Source organism: Ewingella sp. S1.OA.A_B6 (assembly GCF_049889095.1).
Taxonomy (GTDB): domain Bacteria; phylum Pseudomonadota; class Gammaproteobacteria; order Enterobacterales; family Enterobacteriaceae; genus Ewingella.
In genome coordinates, this window is record NZ_JBLJFK010000001.1 from 1349362 (window position 1) to 1371952 (window position 22591).

Genomic DNA, 22591 nt, shown 5'->3' on the forward strand with positions numbered 1-22591 from the left:
GCTCCGTTATTGACCCAGTGTCAGGGTTTTCATCATCAACGACTTGGTGGTGTTCAACACCTCGACGTTGGCCTGATAACTGCGGGAAGCGGAGATGGTGTTGACCATTTCGCTGACCACATCCACGTTGGGCATTTGCACGTAACCTTTGGCATCGGCCATCGGGTTACCGGGCTGATACACCAGACGCATCGGGGCCGGGTCATCGATCACTTGTGCCACTTTTACACCACCGGTTTCCTGCCCGGCGGCGGCATTAACCTGAAATACCACTTGCTTCGCGCGATACGGCTGACCGTCCGGGCCGGTAACGCTGTCGGCGTTGGCCATGTTACTGGCACTGACGTTCATACGTTGCGACTGGGCTGAGAGCGCCGATCCGGCGATATCAAAAATATTGAGCATCGACATGCGGGTTATCCTTGAAGTACCGACATCATCCCTTTCACCTGGCCACCAAGCACGGTCAGGTCGGTCTGATATCGCACACTGTTATCGGCGAAGTTGGTTCGTTCACGGTCCATATCGACCGTGTTTCCATCCATCGACGGCTGATCGGGGATGCGGTACATCAGGTCAAGATCCGTGCCCGCGCTGGTAGAGGCAGGGATATGATGCGTATTGGTCAACGCAAGCGACATCCCGCTGCCGTTGGTACGTCCGGCTTCCATTACCTTCTGTAACTGGCTGGCGAAATCGATATCCCGCGCCTGATACCCTGGGGTATCCGCGTTGGCAATGTTCGCCGAAAGTATTTCCTGCCGTTGGGCGCGCAAGTTGAGCGCTTCCTGTTGGAACTGTAGTGCGGCGTTCAATTTGTCGAGCATGCGCCCTCCGCAAAATGGGAATTTGGAGCCGACAGCATAAATCTCCCTGTCAACAACCTATCGTGGGAATAAGCGCAAAATGCCACGCTATTTGTCGCATTGGGAAATAGGGGCTGCAGGTAGACTTGTCGTCAGAAGTGGAGATCCACAACGTTTTTATTGGCGGGCGAGGAGCGGAATGAACAAGCTGAGGATCGGGAAATTTAAACGGATACTGGGGTTGTGCCTTGGTTTGATACCTGCGCTGACGCTGGCTGCCCCCGTTAAACCGGTGGCGGTGTCATCTAATAGCGATACGCTGTTTGCCGGTCAGATTCAGCAGTTTTTCCAACAACAATATGCCAGCAGCGCCATGCAGGTGAAGACCATTATCACCACCCCTGCGGCCCGCCAGCCACAATGTTTGTCGCCGCAGTTTTCTCTGTCGCAGAACGCCCGCAGCTGGGGTAATGTGTCAGTAGCCGTGAACTGCAACGGACAGAAAAGTTATGTGCAGGCGAAGGTACAGGTCAGCGGCACTTACTGGGTTGCGGCAAGGAATGTCTCCTCCGGAGCCCATATCAGTGCCAACGATATGCAACAAAAAAGCGGAAGGCTGGATTTATTGCCGCCCCGGGTTATCATTGATAGCCAGCAGGCGCTGAACGCAGTCACGTTGCGCAACATTAATATCGGCCAGCCTTTGACGCTATCGATGCTGCGCCGTCCCTGGATGGTGCACGCAGGACAGCAGGTTCAGGTACAGGCGACCGGCAGCGGTTTCAATGTATCCAGTGCAGGTAAAGCCATGAATAATGCCGCCGCCGCTGAAAGCGTACGAGTCAGAATGCCGTCCGGCCAAATTGTTAACGGTACAGTAAGTGCGGATGGCACGGTAAGCATCGCGATTTAAATCAACCCTAATGCAGATCGCACTGGCTCTCCTCACTATGAGAATAAAGACTAAAGTTTTCCTGTGAAATGACGATAATCTAATATCAGCGCCTTATCCGGCGGCATTTTCGTATTATTTAGCGGGTTATCAGTCAACAGATCCGCCCTATTGGGAGAAATATTATGAGCATCGAACGTACACAGGCATCACAGTCTGTCAGCCCGATCAAACAGCGTGACCCTTCAGACGTGGCAGCCCCTGCCACTAAAAAAGAGAGTAACGCTGCGGCTCCGGTTAGTGGTACCGCCGTGACGCTGAGCGACGCGCAGGCCATCCTGACTAAGTCTACCTCTCAAGACATTAATACTGCCCGTGTGGAAGAGCTGAAACAGGCTATTCGCGATGGCAAACTGACGATGGATACCGGCAAAATCGCCGATGCGTTATTGCAAGACACCCAGGACTATCTGAAAAACATTTAGTGTGAAGGTTTTGCGTTGAAAGGTACTTATGTTGAAAGGTCATAAAGCCCGATGAATACTTTTATCAAGACCATGAATATGTTGGTTGAAACGTTGCGTGCTCTGGATTTGATCATCAATCATGAGCAGACCCTGTTATGTTCCGGGCGTGTCAACGGGGTGGCTTTGCAGCACATCACCGAGCAGAAAAGTTCATTGCTGACCACCGTAGACTATCTTGATAAACAGCGTCGTGACCACGATGTCAGGCTTAAGCAATCGGCACCCTACTTAGATCAGCACGGCATAGATCAACAGGGAAGTCGTCAGCACGAAATTGCTGACATGTGGGAGACTGTGGTGCAGCTAAGTGAAAGACTCAGCCACATTAACCGCCACAACGGCATGCTGCTCGATAAACAACTCGACTACAACACTCAGGCAATGGCGATCCTCAATGCCAGCCAAACGCAAAAATTGTACGGTCCTGATGGGCAGACTTCGGTCAGCGGACAAATCGTACGTAAGATTTCGGTGTAGTTACCCCGCAGCGTCCATCTTCAGCCCTGGGGATGAGAGATTTCCCCAGCGCACACTCATTTTGCTCAAAAAACAAACGCCACCCTCCATTTCCCGCTAGCGAACCCCAGAAAAACCGGTAATATGCCGTTACATAATGCGTTCTGACAGCGATTATTTCTCTGCCAGCAAAGCCCCCGCAGATTTGCAGATTTAAATAAGGATACTTGTGACTCTACCAGGAAACACAGGGCCTGCATGCACCCTATCCGTTCCGCTGATTCCACTAAAAATCATCGCTACCGGCGCGGCACTTCCGGCAACAAAAGTCACCTCAGCAGAGCTGGATCTGAGACTGGGTAAACCCGCCGGTTTTGTTGAAAAACGTTCCGGTATCGACTTCCGTTTTCACGGCAGTGACAGCGCCAGTCAGGTTGAATTGGCCGTTGCTGCACTGCGTGATGCGCTAAAGCGCCAGGCCATTGCTCCTGAGTCCATAGATTTGCTGTTATACGCCTCAGCGATCCCGGTTCAGGCACTGCCTTTCAGCGCAGCGCATGTGTTGAAAGCATCGCCGTTGAAAAAGGGCATCAGCAGTTTTGATATTAATACCAGTTGCGTCAGCTTTATCTCTGCTTTACAGGTTGCCGCCGGCCTGTTGAATACCGGCGCTTATCGACGCATAGCCATTGTCAGCGCCGAACTCGCATCGCGGGGGATCGACTGGGAACATGAAGAGTCGTCGATTATTCTTGGCGACGGTGCGGCCTGCGCCATTGTTGAACAGGGCGATGGGCAGAGCGGCATTCTCTCCTGCTTACTGGAGACCTATCCCGCCGGGATCGACTTATGTCAGATCCGTGCCGGAGGGACACGCCGCAACCCGCGCGCCGGGTTGGATAACAGTGATTTCCTGTTCCAGATGGACGGAAAACGCCTGTTCCGCCAGGCAGCAGCGCTGATTGAGGGATATTGGCAACGGCTGCTGTCATCCGCTGGCTGTTGCCTTGAGGATCTGGCGACAGTGATCCCACATCAGGCCAGCCACGTTTCACTGGAACACATGCGCCGCCGGTTAAACGTTCCTACAGACGTGCTGGTGGATATCTATCGTCAACATGGCAATCAGGTCTCAGCTTCCATTCCGACCGCCCTGCACTATGCCATCACCCATGACCGCTTCAAACCTGGCAGGCCCGTCGCTCTGGTGGGAACCGCAGCAGGTTTAACGCTGGGCGGTATGGTACTGATGCCGTGAAAATATTAGTGACGGGTGCGGCCAGCGGCCTCGGGCGTAACGCTACCGAATGGCTACTGGCGAAAGGGCATCAGGTGATAGCGACAGGCCGGGATCTGCGCCAGGGAAAAGAGCTGGTTCAACGGGGTGCTGAATTCCATTTCATCGATCTGGACTACGCCACCCCTGCGGAATATCTGTCACTGGTCAAGGGGTGCGAAGCCGTCTGGCACTGCGCGGCGAAGTCGTCACCCTGGGGGAGTGAGTCCTCATTTATGGTCACCAACGTCCAGGTTACAGACCGGCTGGCATACGCAGCCGGCCAGGCTGGCGTACCGCGATTTGTCCATATTTCCACGCCGGCTATTTACTTTGATTTCAGCCATCACACCGACATTGATGAGGATTTTCGTGTCAGGCGGTTTGCCAATTATTATGCGAAAAGCAAATTCATCGCCGAAGGTCATATCCAGCAACGCCAGCAACAATTTCCGCAGACCCATTTTACAATTTTGCGCCCTCGCGGCCTGTTTGGGCCGCATGACCGGGTGATTGTGCCGCGCGTATTACAGCAGATTCGCCAGCAAAAAGGGGTATTACGGTTGCCGCGCGGCGGTGATGCGCTGCTCGATCTCACGTTCTCGCTGAACGTGGTTGAGGCCATGTGGCTGGCAACGATTCAGGAGGCGCTGCCAGCAGGTGCCGCCTATAACATAACCAACCACCAACCTCAGCCACTGAAAGTCATGCTTCGACAGTTATTGGGGGAACATCTGGGAATCGACTTCAACATTAAGAACGTTGCCTATCCTCTGCTTTATAGCCTGGCAGCAAGTATGGAGATGGTGGCACGGTTTAATCAGAAGGAACCCATGCTCACCCGTTACAGTGTCGCTGCGGTCAACTTTGATATGACGCTGAGCCAGACGCGCGCTTCCAGCGAACTGAAGTATCAGCCCGTCTATTCCCTTGATGAAGGTATCGCCCTGACCGCCAAAGCCATGCAGCAAAATAAAAGAGGTTTCAATGGCTAACATCACAACGTTTGAGGTGGGTTACTGTCTGCATCCTGGCTGCATGGCGCTGAAAGGTGCCGGTTGGCGGGTGTGCAAATTTCCTGCCCGAGCCTGGTTACTGGAAGCTCAGGGGAAGCGCTGGTTGTGGGATACCGGTTATGCCGATCACTTTGAATACTACACCGCCAAGGGAATTTTCCGCCTGTACCGCAAAACGACTCCGGTACATTTTAATTCAGGCGATGCCTTATTTCGCCAACTGGCAAGTCAGGGGATATTACTGGCGGACATTCAGGCACTAATCATCTCCCACTTCCATGGAGATCATATCGCCGGTTTACGCGATTTCGCTGGTGTGCCTTCCATTTGCAGCGCTGTGGGATGGGAATCAAGCCGCTCACTACGCGGGTTTGCCGCCCTGAAACGTGCTTTCGTTCCAGGCCTGATCCCCGATGACTTTGAAACCGGCTTAGCATTTATGGAACGTTTTGAGCAGATAGCGCTGCCCGCTGAACTCGCCCCCTTTGAGCAGGGTTTCGCCTTACCGGGCAGCCAGCAAGAGATTATCCTGGTGCCATTGCCGGGTCACGCCGCCGGGCATATCGGCGCGTTTGTGCAAACGGAGCAGGGCTGGGTATTGCTGGCCAGCGATGCCGCCTGGTCCCCGGTCAGTTATCAACGTCTGCGGGGCCCGTCGCGGCTGGCGCACCTGGTGATGGATGATGTCTCAGCGTATTACCATACGCTTAACCAACTGCACCAGTTGTCCCTGGGCGGAAAAGTAGAGATCCGTCTGTGTCACGAGGGTGATTTATGATTTCGCTGACCACGCTCTGGCACTATCTGCGCACCCGACGTTTAACGTTTCGTGACCGCAACGCGCTGCTGGTCTGGCAACAGAAAAAACTCCGTCAGTTTGCCCGCCGGACACTCTCTCACAGCCCATGGTTTCGTGAATACCAACCCGCACATCATCATGACTGGCCGATAATGAACAAGGCGCTGATGATGGCCAATTTCAACCAAATGAATACTGCCGGGCTAGATAAAGAGGCACTGCTGGCCTGCGCGCAGCGGGCGGAACAAGACCGCGATTTTACGCCACAGGTGAGAGGTTTTAGCGTTGGGTTGTCTTCCGGCACCTCAGGCCAGCGTGGGTTGTTTGTCGTCAGCAATCATGAACAGCAGATGTGGGCAGGTGGAATGCTGGCAAAAATGCTGCCAGAGGGTTTTCGCCGTGGGGAACGCGTTGCGATGTTTCTGCGTGCAGATAATCATCTTTATCACAGCGTCAATAACCGCTGGCTGAGCCTGGAATTTTTCGACCTGTTCTCACCTTTCGACCAACAAATTGCCCGACTCCAGCAGTTCGCCCCAACAATCATCGTTGCCCCGGCACAGGTCCTGCGGCAACTGGCGCTGGCGGTAACGAATCAGCAGTTGAACGTAACGGTCAACAAAGTGATTTCCGTCGCAGAGGTGCTCACGCCACAGGATCATCAGCTGTTAGAACAGGTTTTTCATCAGGTTGGCGAAGTTTACCAGGCAACAGAAGGCTTTCTTGCCGCGACCTGTGAGCTGGGGACATTGCATCTGAACGAAGAATTTATTCACGTCGAGCCGGAGTGGATCGATGAATATCGCTTTGTTCCGGTGATCACCGACTTTACCCGCCATACACAGCCCATTGTTCGCTACCGCCTGGATGATGTACTGGTTAAACGCCAGCAACCTTGCCTCTGCGGCCGGGTAACGCTGGCACTGGAGCGCATTGAAGGTCGCTGTGATGACTGGCTGGTATTGCCAGGAACGGAACAAGAAGCAGAGAGAGTGATGTTTGCCGATGCCTGCAACCGCGTGCTGGCTAATGCGTTGCCGCTCACTGCCGATTACCGGCTGGTACAACACAATACGCGGGAATTGCACCTGCACAGCGACTGTAGTGATGCAGAACTTGAGTACTGTAAAACGCAACTGGAAAAGTATTTCGCGGTGCAGGGAGTCGATGTCGAGCTATTGCAATGGGTATTACAAGCAGGGGAAATCTCGCAGAATTTCATGCATAAGAAACGACGGATAATGCGTAGCAAGGAGACCCGCAATGCGTGATCGCTTATGGTACTTGTTGACAGGCTGGGGCGCCGTCGGCGTGGTTTACAACCTCACCGATACCTTGCAACGCTCAGGAACCGTGCTCTCTCCGTCATTTATCGACCAGATGGTCACCTTTAATCCCATCGGTATCTGGTTCTATTTTTCTTTTTTCCTGATTATTCCGCTGGCCTATCTGACCTGCCCGGTCTGGCGGTTACGCTGGCTACGCAATGCCATGGTGATCACCGCACTGTGTTCCGGTGCGGTCTATCTGCTGTGGCCAACCACCTTGCTTTACCCGACGTTTGTCCCTGATTCATCACTCAGCGCGAAAATGCTGGCCCAGCTTGTTCAGGTTGATTCAGCTCAAAACTGCCTGCCTTCACTCCACATGGCACTTACCGTATTAGCAGTGTGGGCCATGAGCCGCCGTGAACGTCCGCTAAGAACGGGGCTTTATCTGTTGTGGGGGCTGGCGATCGGTTTCTCTATTTTACAGTTGCGCCGTCATCTGTTTGTCGATTTACTGAGCGGTACAGCATTGGCAGTGGGCACCGGCGCGCTGTTATGGCGTGTTGTCAGACCGGCACGAACGACATCACAAGGAAAAATCCCATGACGGATTTGATTATTCCCATCATCTTTATGCTGGTTGTCGTTACGGGTGAAGCCTTGATATTACAAGTCATACGCAAAGAACCGGTGAACTGGCGTGACGTGATTTTTAACCTTAATTCCGGCCATATCATGCTGTGGCTTTTCCGTGGATTGGAGATATTTTGTTATGGAATGGTGGCCGCACATTTCAGCCTGAACGGGTTGAGTCACTGGCCTGCACCGCTGGTCTGGCTGTTTGCTTTGTTGGCATGGGACTTCGGTTTTTACTGGTTGCACCGTTTACATCACCGGCTTGGCGCACTGTGGGCAGTACACGTGGTTCATCATCAGGGGGAGCATTTTAATTTGTCTCTCGGGGTGCGTAATTCGTGGTACTCCTCCCTGACTTCAATTCCTTTCTTTATGCTGCTGGCTATTGTCGGCGTGCCGTTGTCCGTTTTTATCAGCGTGTCGCTGCTGCACTACACGTTACAGCTGTTTAACCATAATGCCCTGACCCCGAAGTTAGGTTTTCTTGAGAAAATATTTGTGACACCGTCACATCATCGAATCCATCATGTAAACGACCGTTTTTACTCGGATAAAAACTTCGGCGGCAGTTTTATTTTCTGGGATAAATGGTTCGGGACGTTCTGTCCGGCGCTACCTGAAGGCGATTTCAGCTACGGTGCAGGTAAAGAGCGCCACTCGGAAAACCCATTCTGGGCCAGCAATCAGCCCTTCTTCCGCTATCTAAAATGGCCCTTCCGCGCTAAGCAGAAAACAGCACAGTTTCACTGCTCAGTCGCCAGTTTGTTTATTGGCGCAATGCTGCTGTTCTCGCTGGTGATTGGCTATGTCTACCGGTTTGGCTACGGCTACGACACGATGGCCCTGCCGCAAATCAGTCTGTTTTTGCTGCTGGCGGCAGGGACTCTGGCGCTCGGCGGGATCTCAGAAGGTCGGCGCTGGGGCGTCGTGCTGTGGCTGGCCATCACCCTGAGCCTGCCGTTTATTTTCATCGCACTGCTGCACTGGCGTGATTCGTTTTGGTTGCTGATGATGCCGCTCGCTGCGCTGCACGCCGTCACGCTGGCATTAGGCCTGGGTCGCAGTCAGTTATCTCAGATAGCCAATCATGAGTAAATCATCAGAGATGCCGGTATTTATGCCGGACGGTGAACAGGCATTTCATCGCCAGTTGCACCGCGAAGCCCAGGCGTACCTTAAACAGCAACAGGATCACCGTTTCGCAGACGGTGCTCATCTTTGCAAAGCCTTGCTGCTGGCGCTGCTATGCGTTGGCGGCTACCTCATCTGTCTGACACAGCAAAGCAGTTGGGGCTTCTTCGGTGGGTATTTGCTGTTTGTGATGATGGGCATGTTACTGAACGTCAATGTTAATCATGACGCCTCACACAACGTGTTTTTACGCAGCCCACGCGCCAACCGAATTATTGGACGCCTGGTGACGCTACCGCTGGGTGTTGATCCGGACTTCTGGCGCTTACGCCACGTCGAGTTTCATCACCGTTACGCCAATGTAGAACACTATGATCTGGACACCGAAGAGAACGGCTTCTTCCGTCAGAGCCCTTATCAGCAGCACCGTGCTTATATGCGTTTTCAGCACCTTTACTGGCCGCTGATTGCTGCCCTTTCGCTGCCCTATATTGCCTGGATATTTGACTGGTCAGACAGACTGGGGAAAACGCCGCTGGCACAAAAAGGTGCCCTGCCAGGCAAGCGGGGCTGGTTCCTATTTACCGCCGCCAAAATAGGGCATCTGCTATTAGTGCTGGTGATCCCGCTCTGGGCAGCATATGCCCATGGTATCGGCACCGGCGTGGTGATTACCAGCTATGTGATCAGTCAGATGATTGCCTCATTGATGGTGGTATTTTTACTGTTGGGTACCCATTGGGCGCAGGCTGAGTTTTTCGATGCCCCAACCAACGGACGAATGCCACAGGGCTGGTATAAACATAATTTTGCCACTGCCTGTGACTGGCAGCCTTCACCGTTATGGCTGCAAAATTGGTTTGGTATGCTTAACCTGCATCTGACACACCATCTTTTCCCCGGCTGGCACCATCGCCACTGCCCCGCGCTGGCAAAAATCATTGCACACGTAGCCCACCAGCACGGCATGAATTACCGTTGTATCAGCTATCGTCAACTCATGCGCGAACAGCAGCAATTCCTTAAAGCCATGGGCAGCGGAAATGATCGGCGGACCGGTCATACGGAGAGTCCATGGCAGCCGAAGTAAAGGCCCCAACCTATCAGCAGCGTGACGATCTGGCCCTGCATCGGGATCTGATACAGGCAGCGAACCGCTATCTGCTCGACAAGAATGACCACCGCTTCGCCGATGGCTGGATGATCGGTAAATTACTTTTCCTGGTGGCACTTTGCGGGCTGTTTTACGGTTGGAGCCTGACGGCAGGCAGCACTCTGGGTTTTGCCTGCGGATATATTAGCTTTATTTTTACCGCCATGATGCTGGCAATAAATGCCGTTCACGATGCTTCACATAATGCTTTCTTTCGCCAGCAGTGGGCTAATCGGGCGCTCAACATGGTGATTTGTATTCCACTGGGGCTGGATCCGGATTGCTGGCGGGTACGGCACGTTGAGTGTCACCATGCGCACCTCAATGTGAAAGGTTTCGATCTGGATATCGAAGAAAACGGCGTGCTGCGCCAGACACCTTTTCAGCGAATAAAAGGCTTTATGCGCGCCCAGCAATACTATTGGCCGTTTGTCGCTGCCCTGACCTTCCCCTGCATTATCTGGTTTTTTGACTGGTATGACTGCGCCGGAAAGACCCGCGTAAAACCACGAATGCGTTACCATGGAGTGACCGGCTGGAGTATTTTCCTTACCGCAAAAGCCCTGCACCTGCTTTTGACACTCGCGGTTCCTTACTGGTTTCTTCGCCAGCAGGGAATGAGCGCCGAGGTGCTGCTGCTGTGCTATTTAGGCAGCCAGATGCTCTCATCGCTGATTTTTGTGGTGCTTATTTTAGGATCCCATTGGGCGATGGGCACTTTTTACGATATGCCTGCTGATGGGAAATTCAAACATGGGCGCTATCGCCATGTGTTCGCCACCACCATTGATTGGGTACCGCGTCCGCGTCAGGCTTCCTACTGGCTTGGAGAACTGAACCGGCATTTGACGCACCATATTTTCCCTAACTGGAATCATCGTCATTATTCCGCGCTATCAGACATTATTGCAGACGTCGCACCACGACATGGGGTGACATATCACTGCGTTTCGTTGGGGGATATACTGGCCGCTCAGCAGCGTTTCCTGCGAGCGATGGGACGGGGTTTACCTGCTGACGGACCATTAAAAACGCCGCATAAGCGACGTTCAAATTAACGATAATTCACCATCACCTGCTGGCTGACGATGCGCAGCGGCGGATTGAGCCTGCCTTTACCTTCGACATAAAACACCAGCCGGAAAGGGGCTTGTGCTGATTGACCGTAGAATGCACGGGTACTGCCACTGGCGGCATCAAGCTGAGCACAGCGATTATTGGTATTGCACAATCTGACCTGCAACCCCGCAGGTTGCGGGCCGAATAAGCGGTAGTTCCAACCAACAGATTCAATGGTTGCCGCTGGCGTTTGCATGACGGGCGAGCTGGCAGGTGGATTAAGCGCCGGTGCTGAACTCATCACGCCCCGGTTTTGCAGGGTCACGCCCTGCCCGCTGTCTGACCACGAACCTGAAGCAGCCAAGAGCGATGTTGACCAACCCACTATCAACAATCCTGCGCAAACCTTGCTCATGCTTATTCGCCTCCGATGGTCGCGGTCATGCGGATCTGCCGCGTGTCGCTCATTTCCAAATTCGACATCACCGCAATCTGCGGCAGTGAGCGCCGCAGGAAGCGTGAAAGTAGTGCACGTAATGCATGATTAACCAGCAGAACCGGCGGCGCACCGTTAATTTCCTGACGTTGTAACGCGGCCTGAGCCTGGGTCAACAGACGTTCAGCAAGGCCGGGTTCCAGCCCACCGCCGCCTTGTAATGCCTGCAATAGCAGGCGTTCAAGCGAGGTATCCAGTCCGATAACCTGCACCTCCCCAGTGCCAGGGAACCACTGCTGAGTGATGGCACGGCCAAGCGCCACGCGCACCACTGAGGTCAGTTCGTTCGGGTCATTCTGGTTTGGTGCATGTTCGGCCAGGGTTTCGATAATAGTGCGCATATCGCGAATCGAGATCTTCTCAGCGAGCAGATTCTGCAACACTTTATGCAGCGTAGTGAGGGTTACCACGCCCGGCACGAAGTCTTCGGTCAGTTTCGGCAGATCTTTGGAGACGCGATCGAGAAGCTCTTGCGTCTCCTGACGCCCGAACAGCTCCTGCGCATGCAGGCTTATCAGGTGGTTAAGGTGAGTAGCGACCACGGTACTGGCCTCAACCACGGTAAAGCCCTGAATTTGAGCCTGCTCCCGTAGCGCCGGTTCAATCCACACCGCGGCCAAACCGAAGGCCGGATCTTGTGTGATTTCTCCCGGCAATTCGCCTATCGCGTTGCCAGGGTTAATCGCCATCCAGCGGCCCGGATGCGCTTCACCGGTACCGATTTCAACGCCCTTCATCATAATGCGATAACCGGCCGGTGGCAGTTCGAGGTTGTCACGAATGTGGATCACCGGCGGCAAATAACCCATCTCCTGCGCGAACTTCTTGCGAATACTGCGGATACGCCCCAGCAGTTCACCATTCTGCGCATAGTCCACCATCGGGATCAGACGGTATCCGACTTCCATGCCCAGCGAATCCTCCAGCTGAACGTCAGACCAACTGGCTTCGACCAGCTGTTTGTTGTCGGTGTCGATTGGAGCCACTGCTTGGGCCACGGCCGGTTTTTGTTGTTGACCGCGGGTCCACCATGCCAGTCCAAGCAGACCACCGGTGAACAACAGGAACACGAAATTCGGCATGCCAGGCACCATCCCGAGCAGCCCCAGCACGCAGGCGCTCAGCATCATGACGCGCGGATTGCGGAACAGTTGGGTGACCATCTGTTCACCAACGTCTTGATTGGTCCCTACGCGCGTAACGATAACACCGGCCGCCGTGGAGATAACCAACGCGGGGATCTGCGCGACCAGACCATCACCGATGGTCAGCAGGGTGTAACTCTCTGCTGCGTGGCCAACATCCATATTGTGTTGCATTACGCCGACCAGCAAGCCGCCGACCACGTTGATGATCATGATCATCAAGCCCGCGATGGCATCACCGCGCACGAATTTACTGGCACCGTCCATCGAACCGTAAAAATCGGCTTCCTGGGTCACTTCGGAACGGCGCTGCTTGGCTTCATCTTCGCCAATTAGCCCGGCGTTGAGGTCGGCATCGATCGCCATTTGTTTACCTGGCATCCCGTCGAGCACGAAACGCGCGCCCACTTCAGCAATACGCCCAGCCCCTTTGGTGATCACCATGAAGTTGATCAACACCAGTATGATAAACACCACAATACCGATGGCGAAATTGCCGCCGACCAGGAAGTGGCCAAAAGCTTCGACCACCCGCCCCGCTGCTGCCGTACCGGTATGACCTTCCAGCAAAATGATACGGGTCGAGGCGACGTTGAGTGACAGACGTAGCAAGGTAGAGAACAGCAGAATAGTCGGAAATGCGGCAAATTCGAGGGTGCGCTGCGTGAACATCGCCACCAACAACACCATAATTGACAGCGCAATGTTGAAGGTAAACAGCAAGTCGAGGATAAACGGTGGTAACGGCAGCACCATCATCGACAGGATGATCAAAATCAGGATCGGTCCGGCCAGCACCTGCCACTGTGTGTCTTTAAAGCTTGGTAAGCGCAGCAGCGCAGCCAAATTACCCATTTATTTCTGTCTCTCCAGCAAAGTCCAGTGCTTCAGGCACGGGTAAACGTTCAGGTTTCTTCGGAGCCAATCCGCCTTCGCGCTTCCAGCGCTTCAGTTGATAAACCCACGCCAACACTTCTGCCACGGCGGCGTAGAGCGCGGCGGGGATCTGTTGGCCAATCTCACTATGACGATAAAGCGCACGCGCCAGCGGGGGCGCCTCCAGCATCGGAATTTTGTGTTCTGCACCCAGCTCTTTAATGCGTAAGGCGACGTCTCCCGCCCCTTTCGCCAGTACTTTTGGTGCACTCATTTTGTTTTCACTGTATTGCAGCGCCACCGCATAGTGAGTTGGGTTGGTAACAATAACGTCGGCTTTTGGTACATCGGCCATCATGCGCCGTTTGGCCATAGCACGTTGTTGCTGACGGATACGCCCTTTAACATGAGGGTCACCCTCCTGACTTTTGAATTCGTCGCGAATATCCTGCTTACTCATGCGCAGTTTTTTAATGTGCGACCAGATCTGCCAGAAGACGTCAAAGCCGACCATCGGCGTCAGTCCCAGCACGATCATCAGCCCGCAAAATATGATCATGTTCAGCGCTTCGCTCAGCGCCGGAATAGTCGGCTGGGCTATCAGACGCATCATCTCCGGCCAGTGATGCCAAAGATACAGACTGCATATCCAGCCAACAATGGTCGCTTTCAGAATGGCTTTCAACAGTTCAGCCAATACCTGACCGGAGAACATTCGCTTGATCCCGGCAACGGGGTCCATGCGACTGAATTTCGGCGCGAAAGATTTTCCGCTGAAGTTCAGCCCGCCCAGCAGTAAAGGTGCCGCTAACGCAACCAGAATCAGCCCGCCAATCACCGGCAGTAATGCCCACACAGCGCGGCCGAGTAGCGCGGCTATTTGTTGCAGCATCTGACGGTCATTACTAATAATATCGTGGTCGAAGTTTAGCCCCTGGGCGATCATCACCGCCAACTGACGGGCCATCGATTCACCGGACATCCACAGCAACGACAGACCGGCGCCCAGCATCAGCATAGACGTCAGTTCGCGCGAACGCGGGATCTGCCCCTCTTCTCGCGCTTTTTCAAGCTTGTGGGACGTGGGGGCTTCGCTTTTTTCGACATCGCTTTCTTCAGCCACCGGGGGATTCCTGTCTCTTCTGCGGGCATAATTTCACGCATAGCATGACAAAGCTGGCGAAGAGTCATGGATGGAACAAAGGGGATAAATAGGGGTTATTCATTTGATGAGGAAATTGCGCTTAAAAAACGCGCTCCGTTTACCCACGTTGGCAAACGGAGCGCGTAAGCAGGATGGCCTAAAAACCCAATGAATCCAGTAAATCATCAACCTGTTCTTGTGAAGCGACGACCCCGGCTCCTTCAGCCTTAAGCTGTGGACCATTGAGCAGCCCATCATTCTCACGCTTGGCTTTGGTTTTTTGTTCCGGAATATTTTCCACCAACACCATGAGGAGTTGGTTTTCAATCTCCTGCACAACGGTCATCATGCGTTTGATCACCTGGCCGGTCAGATCCTGGAAGTCCTGCGCCATCATGATTTCAAGCAGTTGCGCATTAGTGAAACTGGTGTGTTCCGGCACTTCTTTCAGATAACTGCGGGTGTCAGACACCAGTTCGCGAGCATCAGAGAGTTCGATAGGGTTTTCGAACCACTGGTCCCAGCGCGCATCGAGCTTTTTGGCGCCAGACTCCAGTTTATTCTGGCGCGGCTGGGCGGCCTCAACACAGTTCAGCGCACGTTCAGCCGCCTGAGCGGTCATGGTGACGACATAGTCCAGACGATCGCGTGCATCGGGAATGGCCTCCGCCGCCTGCGCGATAGCCTGATCCAGTCCTAACTCACGCATGCTGTCACGCAACATGCGAGTCAGTTGCCCAATGCGGGTAATGATATCGCCCGCGGTTGCCGCATCATTTGCGGGCATAGTTATTGCTGCAGGATTTACGTTATTCATGTTCACTCCTACATGCCTAATTTTTCGAAAATTTTACCGAGCTTCTCTTCCAGCGTTGCCGCCGTAAATGGCTTCACAACATAACCGCTGGCCCCGGCCTGCGCTGCCGCCACGATATTCTCTTTCTTCGCTTCGGCAGTCACCATTAACACCGGCAATTTAGCCAGCGTCGCGTCACCACGGATGGTTTTCAGCAGATCAAGACCGTCCATGTTTGGCATGTTCCAGTCAGATACCACGAAGTCAAAGCCCCCAGCACGCAGTTTGTTCAGCGCATCAACGCCGTCCTCTGCTTCTTCAACATTCTGAAAACCAAGCTCTTTAAGCAGGTTGCGCACGATGCGACGCATGGTAGAAAAGTCGTCTACAACCAAAAAACGCAGGTTTGGATCGGCCATTTTTTTGCTCCTAAAATTCTGTTTCGTTCAGCCCTGTACGGTCTGAAAATTAAATACGTAACGCCTGTCCAACTGATATTTGTGTCAGCATGCGCTGGCTGATTTGGCTGAGATCCACCACTTCATTGACCCCACCAGTGGCAATCGCCTCACGCGGCATCCCAAACACCACGCAACTGGCTTCGTTCTGCGCCAGGGTATAAGCCCCGGCACGATGCATCTCCAGCATGCCGGCTGCGCCGTCATTGCCCATTCCCGTCAGGATCACCCCAACGGCATTGCGCCCGGCGTACTGCGCCACCGAACGGAATAACACGTCAACCGACGGACGATGGCGATTGACCGCCGGGCCGTCGTTCAACTTAATTTGATAGTTAGCGCCGCTGCGGGCCAGCTCCATATGCCGGTCACCTGGTGCAATATAGGCATGACCCGGTAATACGCGTTCGCCGTCTTCTGCTTCTTTCACCGTGATCTGACACAGTTTGTTCAACCGTTCGGCGAATGAACGCGTAAATCCCGGTGGCATATGTTGGGTGATCATCAGCGCCGGACAGGTCGGTGGCAGCGGTTGCAACACGTGGCGGATCGCTTCGGTACCGCCAGTCGATGAGCCAATAGCAATAAGCTTTTCACTGCTGAGCAGCGGCGCACAGCTAAGCATGCGTGGCTGCTCAAGATTGACGCTCTTGTTCAGTCGTGCTTTCGATGCGGTGCGGATCTTATCAGCAATCAGCTCACTGTAGGCCAGCATCCCTTCACGAATACCTAACTGCGGTTTGGTCACAAAATCAATGGCGCCCAGCTCCAGTGCCCGCAGGGTAATTTCCGATCCCTTACCGGTTAGCGAAGAAACCATCACCACAGGCATCGGACGCAATCGCATCAGTTTCTCAAGGAAATCCAGACCGTCCATGCGTGGCATTTCGACATCCAGCGTCAGGACCTGCGGATTGTATTTCTTGATCAGATCACGGGCCACCAGCGGATCGGGCGCCGTAGCAACCATTTCCATATCGGGATGACTGTTAATAATCTCGGTCATCAACTGGCGCATCAGCGCCGAGTCATCGACACTTAATACTCTGATTTTATTCATTACCTCTCCTTGGCGAGGCCGTAAACTGTCTGGCCACGCAAATAAAACTCCCGGCTTATCTGGCTGAAGTTTTCGGAATGTCCCGCAAACATCAGACCGCCAGGCTTAAGTAACGGAACAAATCGGCGTAAAATCGCCTCCTGTGTTTCTTTATCGAAGTAGATCATTACGTTACGGCAAAAAATGGCGTCAAAGGGTCCATTGAGCTGCCACTGGCTCGCCAGCAAATTGAGCTGCTGAAAAGCCACCATTTGCGCCAGTTCAGGTCGGATGCGCACCAGACCGCTGTGTGGCCCGGTACCTTTGAAAAAGAATTTCTGCATCTGTTGCGCGCTCAACGTGCGCAACTCCTCCTGTCGGTAAACCCCGGCGGTCGCCTTTTCCAGTACCTGCGTATCAATGTCACTGGCCTGAATTTTACAGGTCGACATGCGTGGCCCAAGTGCTTCGCTCAGCGTCATCGCTATCGAGTAAGGTTCTTCACCAGTAGAGGCCGCCGTACTCCAGACGCTGTAGTTATTCGGCCGTGAACGGGCATGTTCGGCCAGAATCGGGAAGTGATGTGCTTCGCGAAAAAATGCCGTCAGGTTGGTGGTCAGCGAATTAATAAACGCCTGCCATTCCGCACTGTTGATATCACTTTCCAGCATGGCCAGATATTGGCCGAAATCATTAATCCCTAATAGCCGTAGACGACGCACCAGACGGTTATAAACCATTTCTCTTTTGTGGTCCGCCAGCACAATACCAGCACGCTGATAAATCAGTTCACTGATACGGCGGAAATGGGTATCCGATAGCGGTAAACGCTGGATCATCTGCGCCATAATTGACGTGTTGTCCAGTACCTGATTTGTATTAGGATTGGGCATCAAAATTTTTCCCAGCGACCCGGTTCTTGGCCTGAAGCTAAGGCTTTTACGGGCGAAAATGACGCGGTGGATGCCTGGCGCGGTATACTTTGCGCGATGCCTGTTCCGCGTGAAGCCGGATTTTTATCTTCTGCGGCCAGCCGGAATACTGACACGACCTCAGAAAGATGTCCTGATTGTTGTTCCAGTGCGTGAGCGGCAGCGGAAGCTTCCTGAACCAACGCAGCATTCTGCTGAGTGACCTGATCCATCTGTATTACTGCTACCGATACCTGTTCAATACCCTTGCTCTGTTCATCAGAGGCGGAAGCGATTTCACCCATGATGTCAGTCACGCGGGTGACCGAACGCACAATGTCATCCATGGTATTACCGGCCGATTCCACCAGCGCCGAGCCTTGTGTCACACGGCTGACTGACTCATCGATCAGCTCTTTGATCTCTTTGGCGGCTTGCGCGCTGCGCTGCGCCAGACTGCGCACTTCACCGGCAACCACCGCAAAACCACGGCCCTGTTCCCCGGCGCGAGCAGCTTCTACCGCCGCATTGAGCGCCAGAATATTGGTCTGAAACGCGATGCCGTCGATAACGCTGGTGATCGCGCTGATTTTCTTTGAGCTGCCGGCAATATCGTTCATGGTCTTCACCACGTTGCCGGTCAGTTCGCCGCCCTTCTCTGCCGTATTGGACGCGTCGCGCGCCAACTGGGTAGCCTGGCGGGCATTTTCAGCGTTTTGTTTCACCGTAGCGGTCAGTTGCTCCATGCTGGCAGCGGTCTCTTCCAGCGAAGAGGCCTGCTGCTCGGTGCGAGCGGAGAGATCCTGGTTACCGGCGGAGATCTCCTTCAGGCCGCTGAATATAGCTTCTGCGCCGTGACGAACCGTGCGTACTGTATTAGCCAGCGATGCCTGCATTTCCTGCAGGCTGGCAAGCATCATTCTAATTTCGTAACGACCTTCAACGGCAATAGGAATCGAGATATCACCCGCACCGATGCGATCAAAATGGCTGCGCATTTGGTCCAGTGGGCGGAACAGAATACGGCGGGTGATCACCAGCGCCAGTAAAGTCATCACCAGCAGCAGGATCACCACGGTTACTGCACTTATTACTACGTGCTGGTAAGAAGCGGCGGTTTGATCTTTTACCTGGTTAAAACGGCCGCCGACATAAGTGGCATAGTCGGAGACATCTTTTTGGAACTGGTCCTGATATTTTTGCGTCGGGCTATCAAGAAACCCCTGCATATCGCCTTTCGAAAGCAGATCATTGAGCAGTTGCAGCATGTCATGCAGTTGCTGATAACTGGCCTGATTGACTTTGGTCAGTTCAACGGCACGCTCAGTTCTGCGCGGCTGAGCCAAAAACGTCTGATAAGATTGCTCGGCGTTTTTCAGGCTCTGGCGGGCATCACCCATCAGCCCGGTGACACTCTCCTGCGGCTGCTTGAGTGCCAGACGCGTGGCGGCCCGGTTTAGCGTATTGCGCGTTTGCAACATCGACGACCAACTCTGATTTAACGCATCACGCTGTTCGGAGATGCCAGCGATATGTTCAAAGTTGGATTTATCCGTATGCGCGGCCAGTAGCGCCAGACCACTGCTGGCGAGTTGCATCACAAAGAATACAAGTAACAGTAATAATAAGCAGGTGGACACACGGATATGCTTAAACATGGGGTGAACCTCTTGTTGCGTCAGACCTGACCGGCGCTTTTTTCTAATTGTTCTGACTCTGCTCTGGTGCAGGCCGCGACAGTGCCGGCCTGCGAAACGGTGTGACTCAGAAGGTTTCCCAATTTTCGGTCAAATTATCTGAAGCTCTGCCTGTACCGGCTTTTGAACCTGACAGGTTCGGAGTTAACAAGGCTAATTTGTTGGTCGATAATGAGTTCTGGCGCACCGCCTGATTTTGGTGTTGGCCCAGGATGAACACCGCAACTGACTGAGTTAATAAGCTGGCTTGTTCTTCCAGTGCAGCTGAAGCCGATGCGGACTCTTCCACCAGCGAGGCGTTCTGCTGGGTGACGCGGTCCATTTCAGTAATAGCCTGTGCAACCTGTTCAATTCCACGGCTCTGCTCGTCGGACGCAGAGGTAATTTCACCCATAATGTCGGTCACGCGGGTTACCGCGCTCACCATATCGCTCATAGTTTCGCCGGCGCTTTCGGCCAGGACGGAACCGGTATTGATACGACTGACTGAGTCATCGATCAGCCCTTTGATCTCTTTCGCGGCCTGGGCGCTGCGCTGTGCCAGACTGCGCACTTCACCGGCGACCACCGCAAAGCCACGACCCTGCTCACCGGCACGTGCAGCTTCAACCGCAGCGTTCAATGCCAGAATGTTGGTCTGGAAAGCAATTCCGTCGATAACACCCGTAATGTCGGTTATTTTCTTCGAACTGGCAGCGATTTCATTCATAGTTTGCACCACGTTGGAAACCACTTTTCCGCCTTTCTGCGCGGTTTCTGACGCACTCAGTGCCAGTTGACTGGCCTGGCGGGCATTTTCGGCATTCTGTTTCACCGTCGCGGTCAGCTGTTCCATACTGGCGGCGGTCTCTTCCAGAGCAGAAGCCTGCTGTTCGGTACGTGATGAAAGGTCAGTATTACCGGCCGAGATTTCGCTCGCGCCACTGTAAATCGCATCGGCACCATGACGTACACCGGAGACGGTACGGATCAATTCGTCCTGCATATCGCGAAGACTGTCGGCCAACTGGCCGATTTCGTTACGGCTGGCGACCGTTATCTCCTGCGTCAGGTCACCCCGGGCGATGTGACGGATATTCTCAACCAGCGTGCGCAGCGGGCGCACCAAAATACGTTGCACGCCAAACCACGCGAGTACGATGAACAAAATCAGCACCGCAAGAATCACACCCAGCACCCACACTGCATGGTTGAAGGAGTTTTCGCTGACATGCACCGCGCCGTTATACAGGCGGTCGTTCTGGTCAATGTAGGTGACAAAGGCTTTTTCAAATCCGTCCTGATATTGCTGAGTCGGTTGTTCAAAGAAGTCATTGATGCGACCTATGCCAATAAGTTCAATCAGCTCGTTCAGTGCGCCGTTAAGCACTTCATATTTCTTTTTCACTTCTGCCGCGTACGCCGGGTTCTGGCTGGCATCAACAGGCATCTTTAGATAATTGGCGTAATGTTCAGCGGCAATGTTTAGATCTTTTTGCGCAATGTCAGTCAGTTCTTTTACCGTCGCACCGTTGCCCATCTGGTTGGCATCAAGCATGAAGCGGATACCCGCACGGTTCAGGGTGTTACGGGTTTGCAACAGATACACCCAGCTGGCGTTCAGCTCAGCCTGTTGTAAGCGAATTTGTTGGGAAGTGGTGAAGTTGTCTTTATCGGTTTTCAGCGACTGGAAGAACAGTCCGCCAGAAATCAACTGTAAGGCACCGAATACCACGAGTAAGATCACGATAGCTGTGACCACTTTTATACGGTTAAACATGTTGTCCCTTTCTTAATGTGATTCATCTAAGAGGGTTATCGGCAGGGGAAGTGAGAACTTCATACCGCTTTTGAAAAAGCGGTGGAAAATTTTGTTTCAGCTTTTGGAAAGCTGGCAAATTTCGTTTTAATTCAACTTAAAGGCCTTGGGTTGCCACCCAAACTGGCTTTAAGAGGCGCCTGTCGCGGCGCCTCTTAAAAATCTCCGGCTCTTTTAAAAACAGCAGCTGCGCAGGTCACAATGGCCGTGTTTCAGGTATTACAGCTATAGCCGTAAAATGTCAGCCCTGCGGGCTTCCCGGCTGCGGGTTCGAGCCAACGGTAAAGACGTTGTCTCTCCACCAACTTGCCGGTGACATTTTGAACACGGCCGAAGCTTTTCTAAATTCAAATTCAAATTCAAAAACGTAGGGTGTTCGTCTTTTAAAAAGGCGTGGGCCGCATTCAAAAATGCCGCCGGAGGAGAGGTGGAAAACCGCGCATCATTTGGCGCGGGTTGGAACCCGAACGGAGGGAACCGCAACGCGGCGGTATTTTGCGGTTATCTCGTTGGTCCCTGAAACACCGCCATCCCGATTCAGCGATAGCGCGCAGTTAAAAGAGCCGGGATTCTTAAGGGTGGCGGCGATAAGCCACCCTTAAGGCCAGTTTGGGTGGCAACCCAAGGTTTTGGTCGGTGTGGCCCGACGCCCACGACCTTGAAGTTGAAGTTGAATTTAAAAGCGCTCGTGGGCCGCCCGCCCACTGGCAAACGTTATACTTTCGCCACACTCTCAAGAAGTGCCATTTCTTCGCTGCTCAGTAATTTCTCAATATCAACCAGAATCAGCATACGCTCACCCAATGAGCCGAGGCCGGTCAGGTATTCGGTGGACAAGGTTACCGCGAATTCAGGGGCCGGGCGGATCTGCTCCTGGGTCAGCGATAGCACGTCAGAAACGCCATCAACGACGATGCCGACGACACGGTTTTCAAAATTCAGCACGATCACTACGGTATTTTCGTTGTAGACCACATTCTTCTGGGCAAATTTCACCCTCAGATCGATGATCGGCACAATCACACCGCGCAGGTTAGTGACACCCTTAATAAACGGCGGGGTATTGGCAATACGCGTGACCTGATCGTAACCACGAATCTCCTGCACTTTCAGGATATCAATGCCATACTCTTCATCAGCCAGTGTAAAAATCAGGAATTCCTGTCCTACAGTTTCATCCGCCATTTTCGCCACGGTTGCAAGTCCTGCCAT

23 protein-coding genes are annotated in these 22591 nt (G+C 53.4%); 11 read left to right on the forward strand and 12 right to left on the reverse strand.

Annotated elements, in window-relative coordinates; genetic code table 11:
- Window positions 1–6 precede the first annotated feature (6 nt).
- Window positions 7–411 carry a flagellar basal body rod protein FlgC gene (gene flgC, locus ACMV8I_RS06460; RefSeq protein WP_498864347.1) on the reverse strand — a complete coding sequence of 135 codons (405 nt, stop codon included), beginning with the start codon at window positions 409–411 and terminating at the stop codon, window positions 7–9.
- Window positions 412–416: 5 nt separating this feature from the next.
- The gene (gene flgB / locus ACMV8I_RS06465; RefSeq protein ID WP_498864348.1) at window positions 417–827 is read right to left on the reverse strand and encodes a flagellar basal body rod protein FlgB; all 411 of its coding nucleotides are present in this window, start codon (window positions 825–827) and stop codon (window positions 417–419) included.
- A gap of 178 nt (window positions 828–1005) precedes the next feature.
- On the opposite strand from flgB, the gene flgA reads away from it, so the two are divergent.
- The 11 genes from flgA to ACMV8I_RS06520 all read left to right on the forward strand — a co-directional run bounded on the left by flgA (window position 1006) and on the right by ACMV8I_RS06520 (window position 11018).
- The gene (gene flgA / locus ACMV8I_RS06470; RefSeq protein WP_498864349.1) at window positions 1006–1719 is read left to right on the forward strand and encodes a flagellar basal body P-ring formation chaperone FlgA; all 714 of its coding nucleotides are present in this window, start codon (window positions 1006–1008) and stop codon (window positions 1717–1719) included.
- 164 nt (window positions 1720–1883) lie between these two features.
- A complete protein-coding gene (flgM, locus tag ACMV8I_RS06475; protein ID WP_498864350.1) occupies window positions 1884–2183 on the forward strand; it encodes a flagellar biosynthesis anti-sigma factor FlgM in 300 nt (99 codons plus the stop codon).
- Window positions 2184–2234: 51 nt separating this feature from the next.
- The gene (locus tag ACMV8I_RS06480; RefSeq protein ID WP_498864351.1) at window positions 2235–2702 is read left to right on the forward strand and encodes a flagella synthesis protein FlgN; all 468 of its coding nucleotides are present in this window, start codon (window positions 2235–2237) and stop codon (window positions 2700–2702) included.
- 208 nt (window positions 2703–2910) lie between these two features.
- The gene (locus ACMV8I_RS06485) at window positions 2911–3939 is read left to right on the forward strand and encodes a 3-oxoacyl-[acyl-carrier-protein] synthase III C-terminal domain-containing protein (RefSeq protein ID WP_498864352.1); all 1029 of its coding nucleotides are present in this window, start codon (window positions 2911–2913) and stop codon (window positions 3937–3939) included.
- Window positions 3936–4952: an NAD-dependent epimerase/dehydratase family protein gene (locus ACMV8I_RS06490; RefSeq protein WP_498864353.1), complete on the forward strand. Its 1017-nt coding sequence runs from the start codon at window positions 3936–3938 to the stop codon at window positions 4950–4952. Before ACMV8I_RS06485 ends, ACMV8I_RS06490 begins: the two co-directional genes overlap by 4 nt.
- Complete coding sequence (locus ACMV8I_RS06495) at window positions 4945–5751, forward strand: MBL fold metallo-hydrolase (RefSeq protein WP_498864354.1); 807 nt, start codon at window positions 4945–4947, stop codon at window positions 5749–5751. The genes ACMV8I_RS06490 and ACMV8I_RS06495 overlap by 8 nt, the downstream gene beginning before the upstream one ends.
- Window positions 5748–7043, forward strand: a complete 1296-nt coding sequence (locus ACMV8I_RS06500; protein WP_498864355.1) for a F390 synthetase-related protein — start codon at window positions 5748–5750, stop codon at window positions 7041–7043. The genes ACMV8I_RS06495 and ACMV8I_RS06500 overlap by 4 nt, the downstream gene beginning before the upstream one ends.
- The gene (locus ACMV8I_RS06505) at window positions 7036–7647 is read left to right on the forward strand and encodes a phosphatase PAP2 family protein (RefSeq protein WP_498864356.1); all 612 of its coding nucleotides are present in this window, start codon (window positions 7036–7038) and stop codon (window positions 7645–7647) included. The genes ACMV8I_RS06500 and ACMV8I_RS06505 overlap by 8 nt, the downstream gene beginning before the upstream one ends.
- Window positions 7644–8771, forward strand: coding sequence for a sterol desaturase family protein (locus ACMV8I_RS06510; protein ID WP_498864357.1), 1128 nt, complete (start codon window positions 7644–7646; stop codon window positions 8769–8771). The genes ACMV8I_RS06505 and ACMV8I_RS06510 overlap by 4 nt, the downstream gene beginning before the upstream one ends.
- Window positions 8764–9897, forward strand: coding sequence for a fatty acid desaturase family protein (locus ACMV8I_RS06515; protein WP_498864358.1), 1134 nt, complete (start codon window positions 8764–8766; stop codon window positions 9895–9897). The genes ACMV8I_RS06510 and ACMV8I_RS06515 overlap by 8 nt, the downstream gene beginning before the upstream one ends.
- Window positions 9882–11018, forward strand: coding sequence for a fatty acid desaturase family protein (locus ACMV8I_RS06520; protein ID WP_498864359.1), 1137 nt, complete (start codon window positions 9882–9884; stop codon window positions 11016–11018). The genes ACMV8I_RS06515 and ACMV8I_RS06520 overlap by 16 nt, the downstream gene beginning before the upstream one ends.
- On the opposite strand, the gene ACMV8I_RS06525 is transcribed toward ACMV8I_RS06520, so the two are convergent.
- From ACMV8I_RS06525 to cheW, 10 genes are all read right to left on the reverse strand, one after another.
- A complete protein-coding gene (locus tag ACMV8I_RS06525; RefSeq protein WP_498864360.1) occupies window positions 11015–11434 on the reverse strand; it encodes a flagellar protein FlhE in 420 nt (139 codons plus the stop codon). The genes ACMV8I_RS06520 and ACMV8I_RS06525 overlap by 4 nt on opposite strands.
- A gap of 2 nt (window positions 11435–11436) precedes the next feature.
- The gene (gene flhA / locus ACMV8I_RS06530; protein ID WP_498864361.1) at window positions 11437–13515 is read right to left on the reverse strand and encodes a flagellar biosynthesis protein FlhA; all 2079 of its coding nucleotides are present in this window, start codon (window positions 13513–13515) and stop codon (window positions 11437–11439) included.
- Window positions 13508–14659: a flagellar biosynthesis protein FlhB gene (gene flhB / locus ACMV8I_RS06535; protein ID WP_498864362.1), complete on the reverse strand. Its 1152-nt coding sequence runs from the start codon at window positions 14657–14659 to the stop codon at window positions 13508–13510. The genes flhA and flhB overlap by 8 nt, the downstream gene beginning before the upstream one ends.
- A 178-nt stretch (window positions 14660–14837) precedes the next feature.
- Window positions 14838–15467: a protein phosphatase CheZ gene (gene cheZ, locus ACMV8I_RS06540; protein WP_498864742.1), complete on the reverse strand. Its 630-nt coding sequence runs from the start codon at window positions 15465–15467 to the stop codon at window positions 14838–14840.
- Window positions 15468–15505: 38 nt separating this feature from the next.
- Window positions 15506–15895 (reverse strand): chemotaxis response regulator CheY, encoded by a 390-nt coding sequence (gene cheY, locus ACMV8I_RS06545; RefSeq protein WP_498864363.1) that lies wholly within the window; start codon window positions 15893–15895, stop codon window positions 15506–15508.
- 49 nt (window positions 15896–15944) lie between these two features.
- On the reverse strand, window positions 15945–16994 hold the full coding sequence (locus ACMV8I_RS06550) for a protein-glutamate methylesterase/protein-glutamine glutaminase (RefSeq protein ID WP_498864364.1): 1050 nt from the start codon (window positions 16992–16994) through the stop codon (window positions 15945–15947).
- On the reverse strand, window positions 16994–17866 hold the full coding sequence (cheR, locus tag ACMV8I_RS06555) for a protein-glutamate O-methyltransferase CheR (protein WP_498864365.1): 873 nt from the start codon (window positions 17864–17866) through the stop codon (window positions 16994–16996). Before cheR ends, ACMV8I_RS06550 begins: the two co-directional genes overlap by 1 nt.
- Window positions 17866–19542 carry a methyl-accepting chemotaxis protein gene (locus ACMV8I_RS06560; protein WP_498864366.1) on the reverse strand — a complete coding sequence of 559 codons (1677 nt, stop codon included), beginning with the start codon at window positions 19540–19542 and terminating at the stop codon, window positions 17866–17868. The genes cheR and ACMV8I_RS06560 overlap by 1 nt, the downstream gene beginning before the upstream one ends.
- Window positions 19543–19648: 106 nt before the next feature.
- Window positions 19649–21340: a methyl-accepting chemotaxis protein gene (locus tag ACMV8I_RS06565; RefSeq protein ID WP_498864367.1), complete on the reverse strand. Its 1692-nt coding sequence runs from the start codon at window positions 21338–21340 to the stop codon at window positions 19649–19651.
- A 753-nt stretch (window positions 21341–22093) separates the two neighbouring features.
- Window positions 22094–22591 carry a chemotaxis protein CheW gene (gene cheW, locus ACMV8I_RS06570; RefSeq protein ID WP_498864368.1) on the reverse strand — a complete coding sequence of 166 codons (498 nt, stop codon included), beginning with the start codon at window positions 22589–22591 and terminating at the stop codon, window positions 22094–22096.

What these genes read in the sequence shown, in the direction of transcription:
- ACMV8I_RS06565 (WP_498864367.1), bottom strand. Translation starts at nt 21,340, where the DNA reads ATGTTTAACCGTATAAAAGTGGTCACAGCTATCGTGATCTTACTCGTG.
- flgM (WP_498864350.1), top strand. Translation starts at nt 1,884, where the DNA reads ATGAGCATCGAACGTACACAGGCATCACAGTCTGTCAGCCCGATCAAA.
- ACMV8I_RS06520 (WP_498864359.1), top strand. Translation starts at nt 9,882, where the DNA reads ATGGCAGCCGAAGTAAAGGCCCCAACCTATCAGCAGCGTGACGATCTG.
- flgA (WP_498864349.1), top strand. Translation starts at nt 1,006, where the DNA reads ATGAACAAGCTGAGGATCGGGAAATTTAAACGGATACTGGGGTTGTGC.
- ACMV8I_RS06515 (WP_498864358.1), top strand. Translation starts at nt 8,764, where the DNA reads ATGAGTAAATCATCAGAGATGCCGGTATTTATGCCGGACGGTGAACAG.
- cheW (WP_498864368.1), bottom strand. Translation starts at nt 22,591, where the DNA reads ATGGCAGGACTTGCAACCGTGGCGAAAATGGCGGATGAAACTGTAGGA.
- flgC (WP_498864347.1), bottom strand. Translation starts at nt 411, where the DNA reads ATGTCGATGCTCAATATTTTTGATATCGCCGGATCGGCGCTCTCAGCC.
- cheR (WP_498864365.1), bottom strand. Translation starts at nt 17,866, where the DNA reads ATGCCCAATCCTAATACAAATCAGGTACTGGACAACACGTCAATTATG.
- ACMV8I_RS06550 (WP_498864364.1), bottom strand. Translation starts at nt 16,994, where the DNA reads ATGAATAAAATCAGAGTATTAAGTGTCGATGACTCGGCGCTGATGCGC.
- ACMV8I_RS06525 (WP_498864360.1), bottom strand. Translation starts at nt 11,434, where the DNA reads ATGAGCAAGGTTTGCGCAGGATTGTTGATAGTGGGTTGGTCAACATCG.
- ACMV8I_RS06500 (WP_498864355.1), top strand. Translation starts at nt 5,748, where the DNA reads ATGATTTCGCTGACCACGCTCTGGCACTATCTGCGCACCCGACGTTTA.
- flgB (WP_498864348.1), bottom strand. Translation starts at nt 827, where the DNA reads ATGCTCGACAAATTGAACGCCGCACTACAGTTCCAACAGGAAGCGCTC.
- ACMV8I_RS06495 (WP_498864354.1), top strand. Translation starts at nt 4,945, where the DNA reads ATGGCTAACATCACAACGTTTGAGGTGGGTTACTGTCTGCATCCTGGC.
- cheY (WP_498864363.1), bottom strand. Translation starts at nt 15,895, where the DNA reads ATGGCCGATCCAAACCTGCGTTTTTTGGTTGTAGACGACTTTTCTACC.
- flhA (WP_498864361.1), bottom strand. Translation starts at nt 13,515, where the DNA reads ATGGGTAATTTGGCTGCGCTGCTGCGCTTACCAAGCTTTAAAGACACA.
- ACMV8I_RS06505 (WP_498864356.1), top strand. Translation starts at nt 7,036, where the DNA reads ATGCGTGATCGCTTATGGTACTTGTTGACAGGCTGGGGCGCCGTCGGC.
- ACMV8I_RS06480 (WP_498864351.1), top strand. Translation starts at nt 2,235, where the DNA reads ATGAATACTTTTATCAAGACCATGAATATGTTGGTTGAAACGTTGCGT.
- cheZ (WP_498864742.1), bottom strand. Translation starts at nt 15,467, where the DNA reads ATGCCCGCAAATGATGCGGCAACCGCGGGCGATATCATTACCCGCATT.
- ACMV8I_RS06510 (WP_498864357.1), top strand. Translation starts at nt 7,644, where the DNA reads ATGACGGATTTGATTATTCCCATCATCTTTATGCTGGTTGTCGTTACG.
- ACMV8I_RS06560 (WP_498864366.1), bottom strand. Translation starts at nt 19,542, where the DNA reads ATGTTTAAGCATATCCGTGTGTCCACCTGCTTATTATTACTGTTACTT.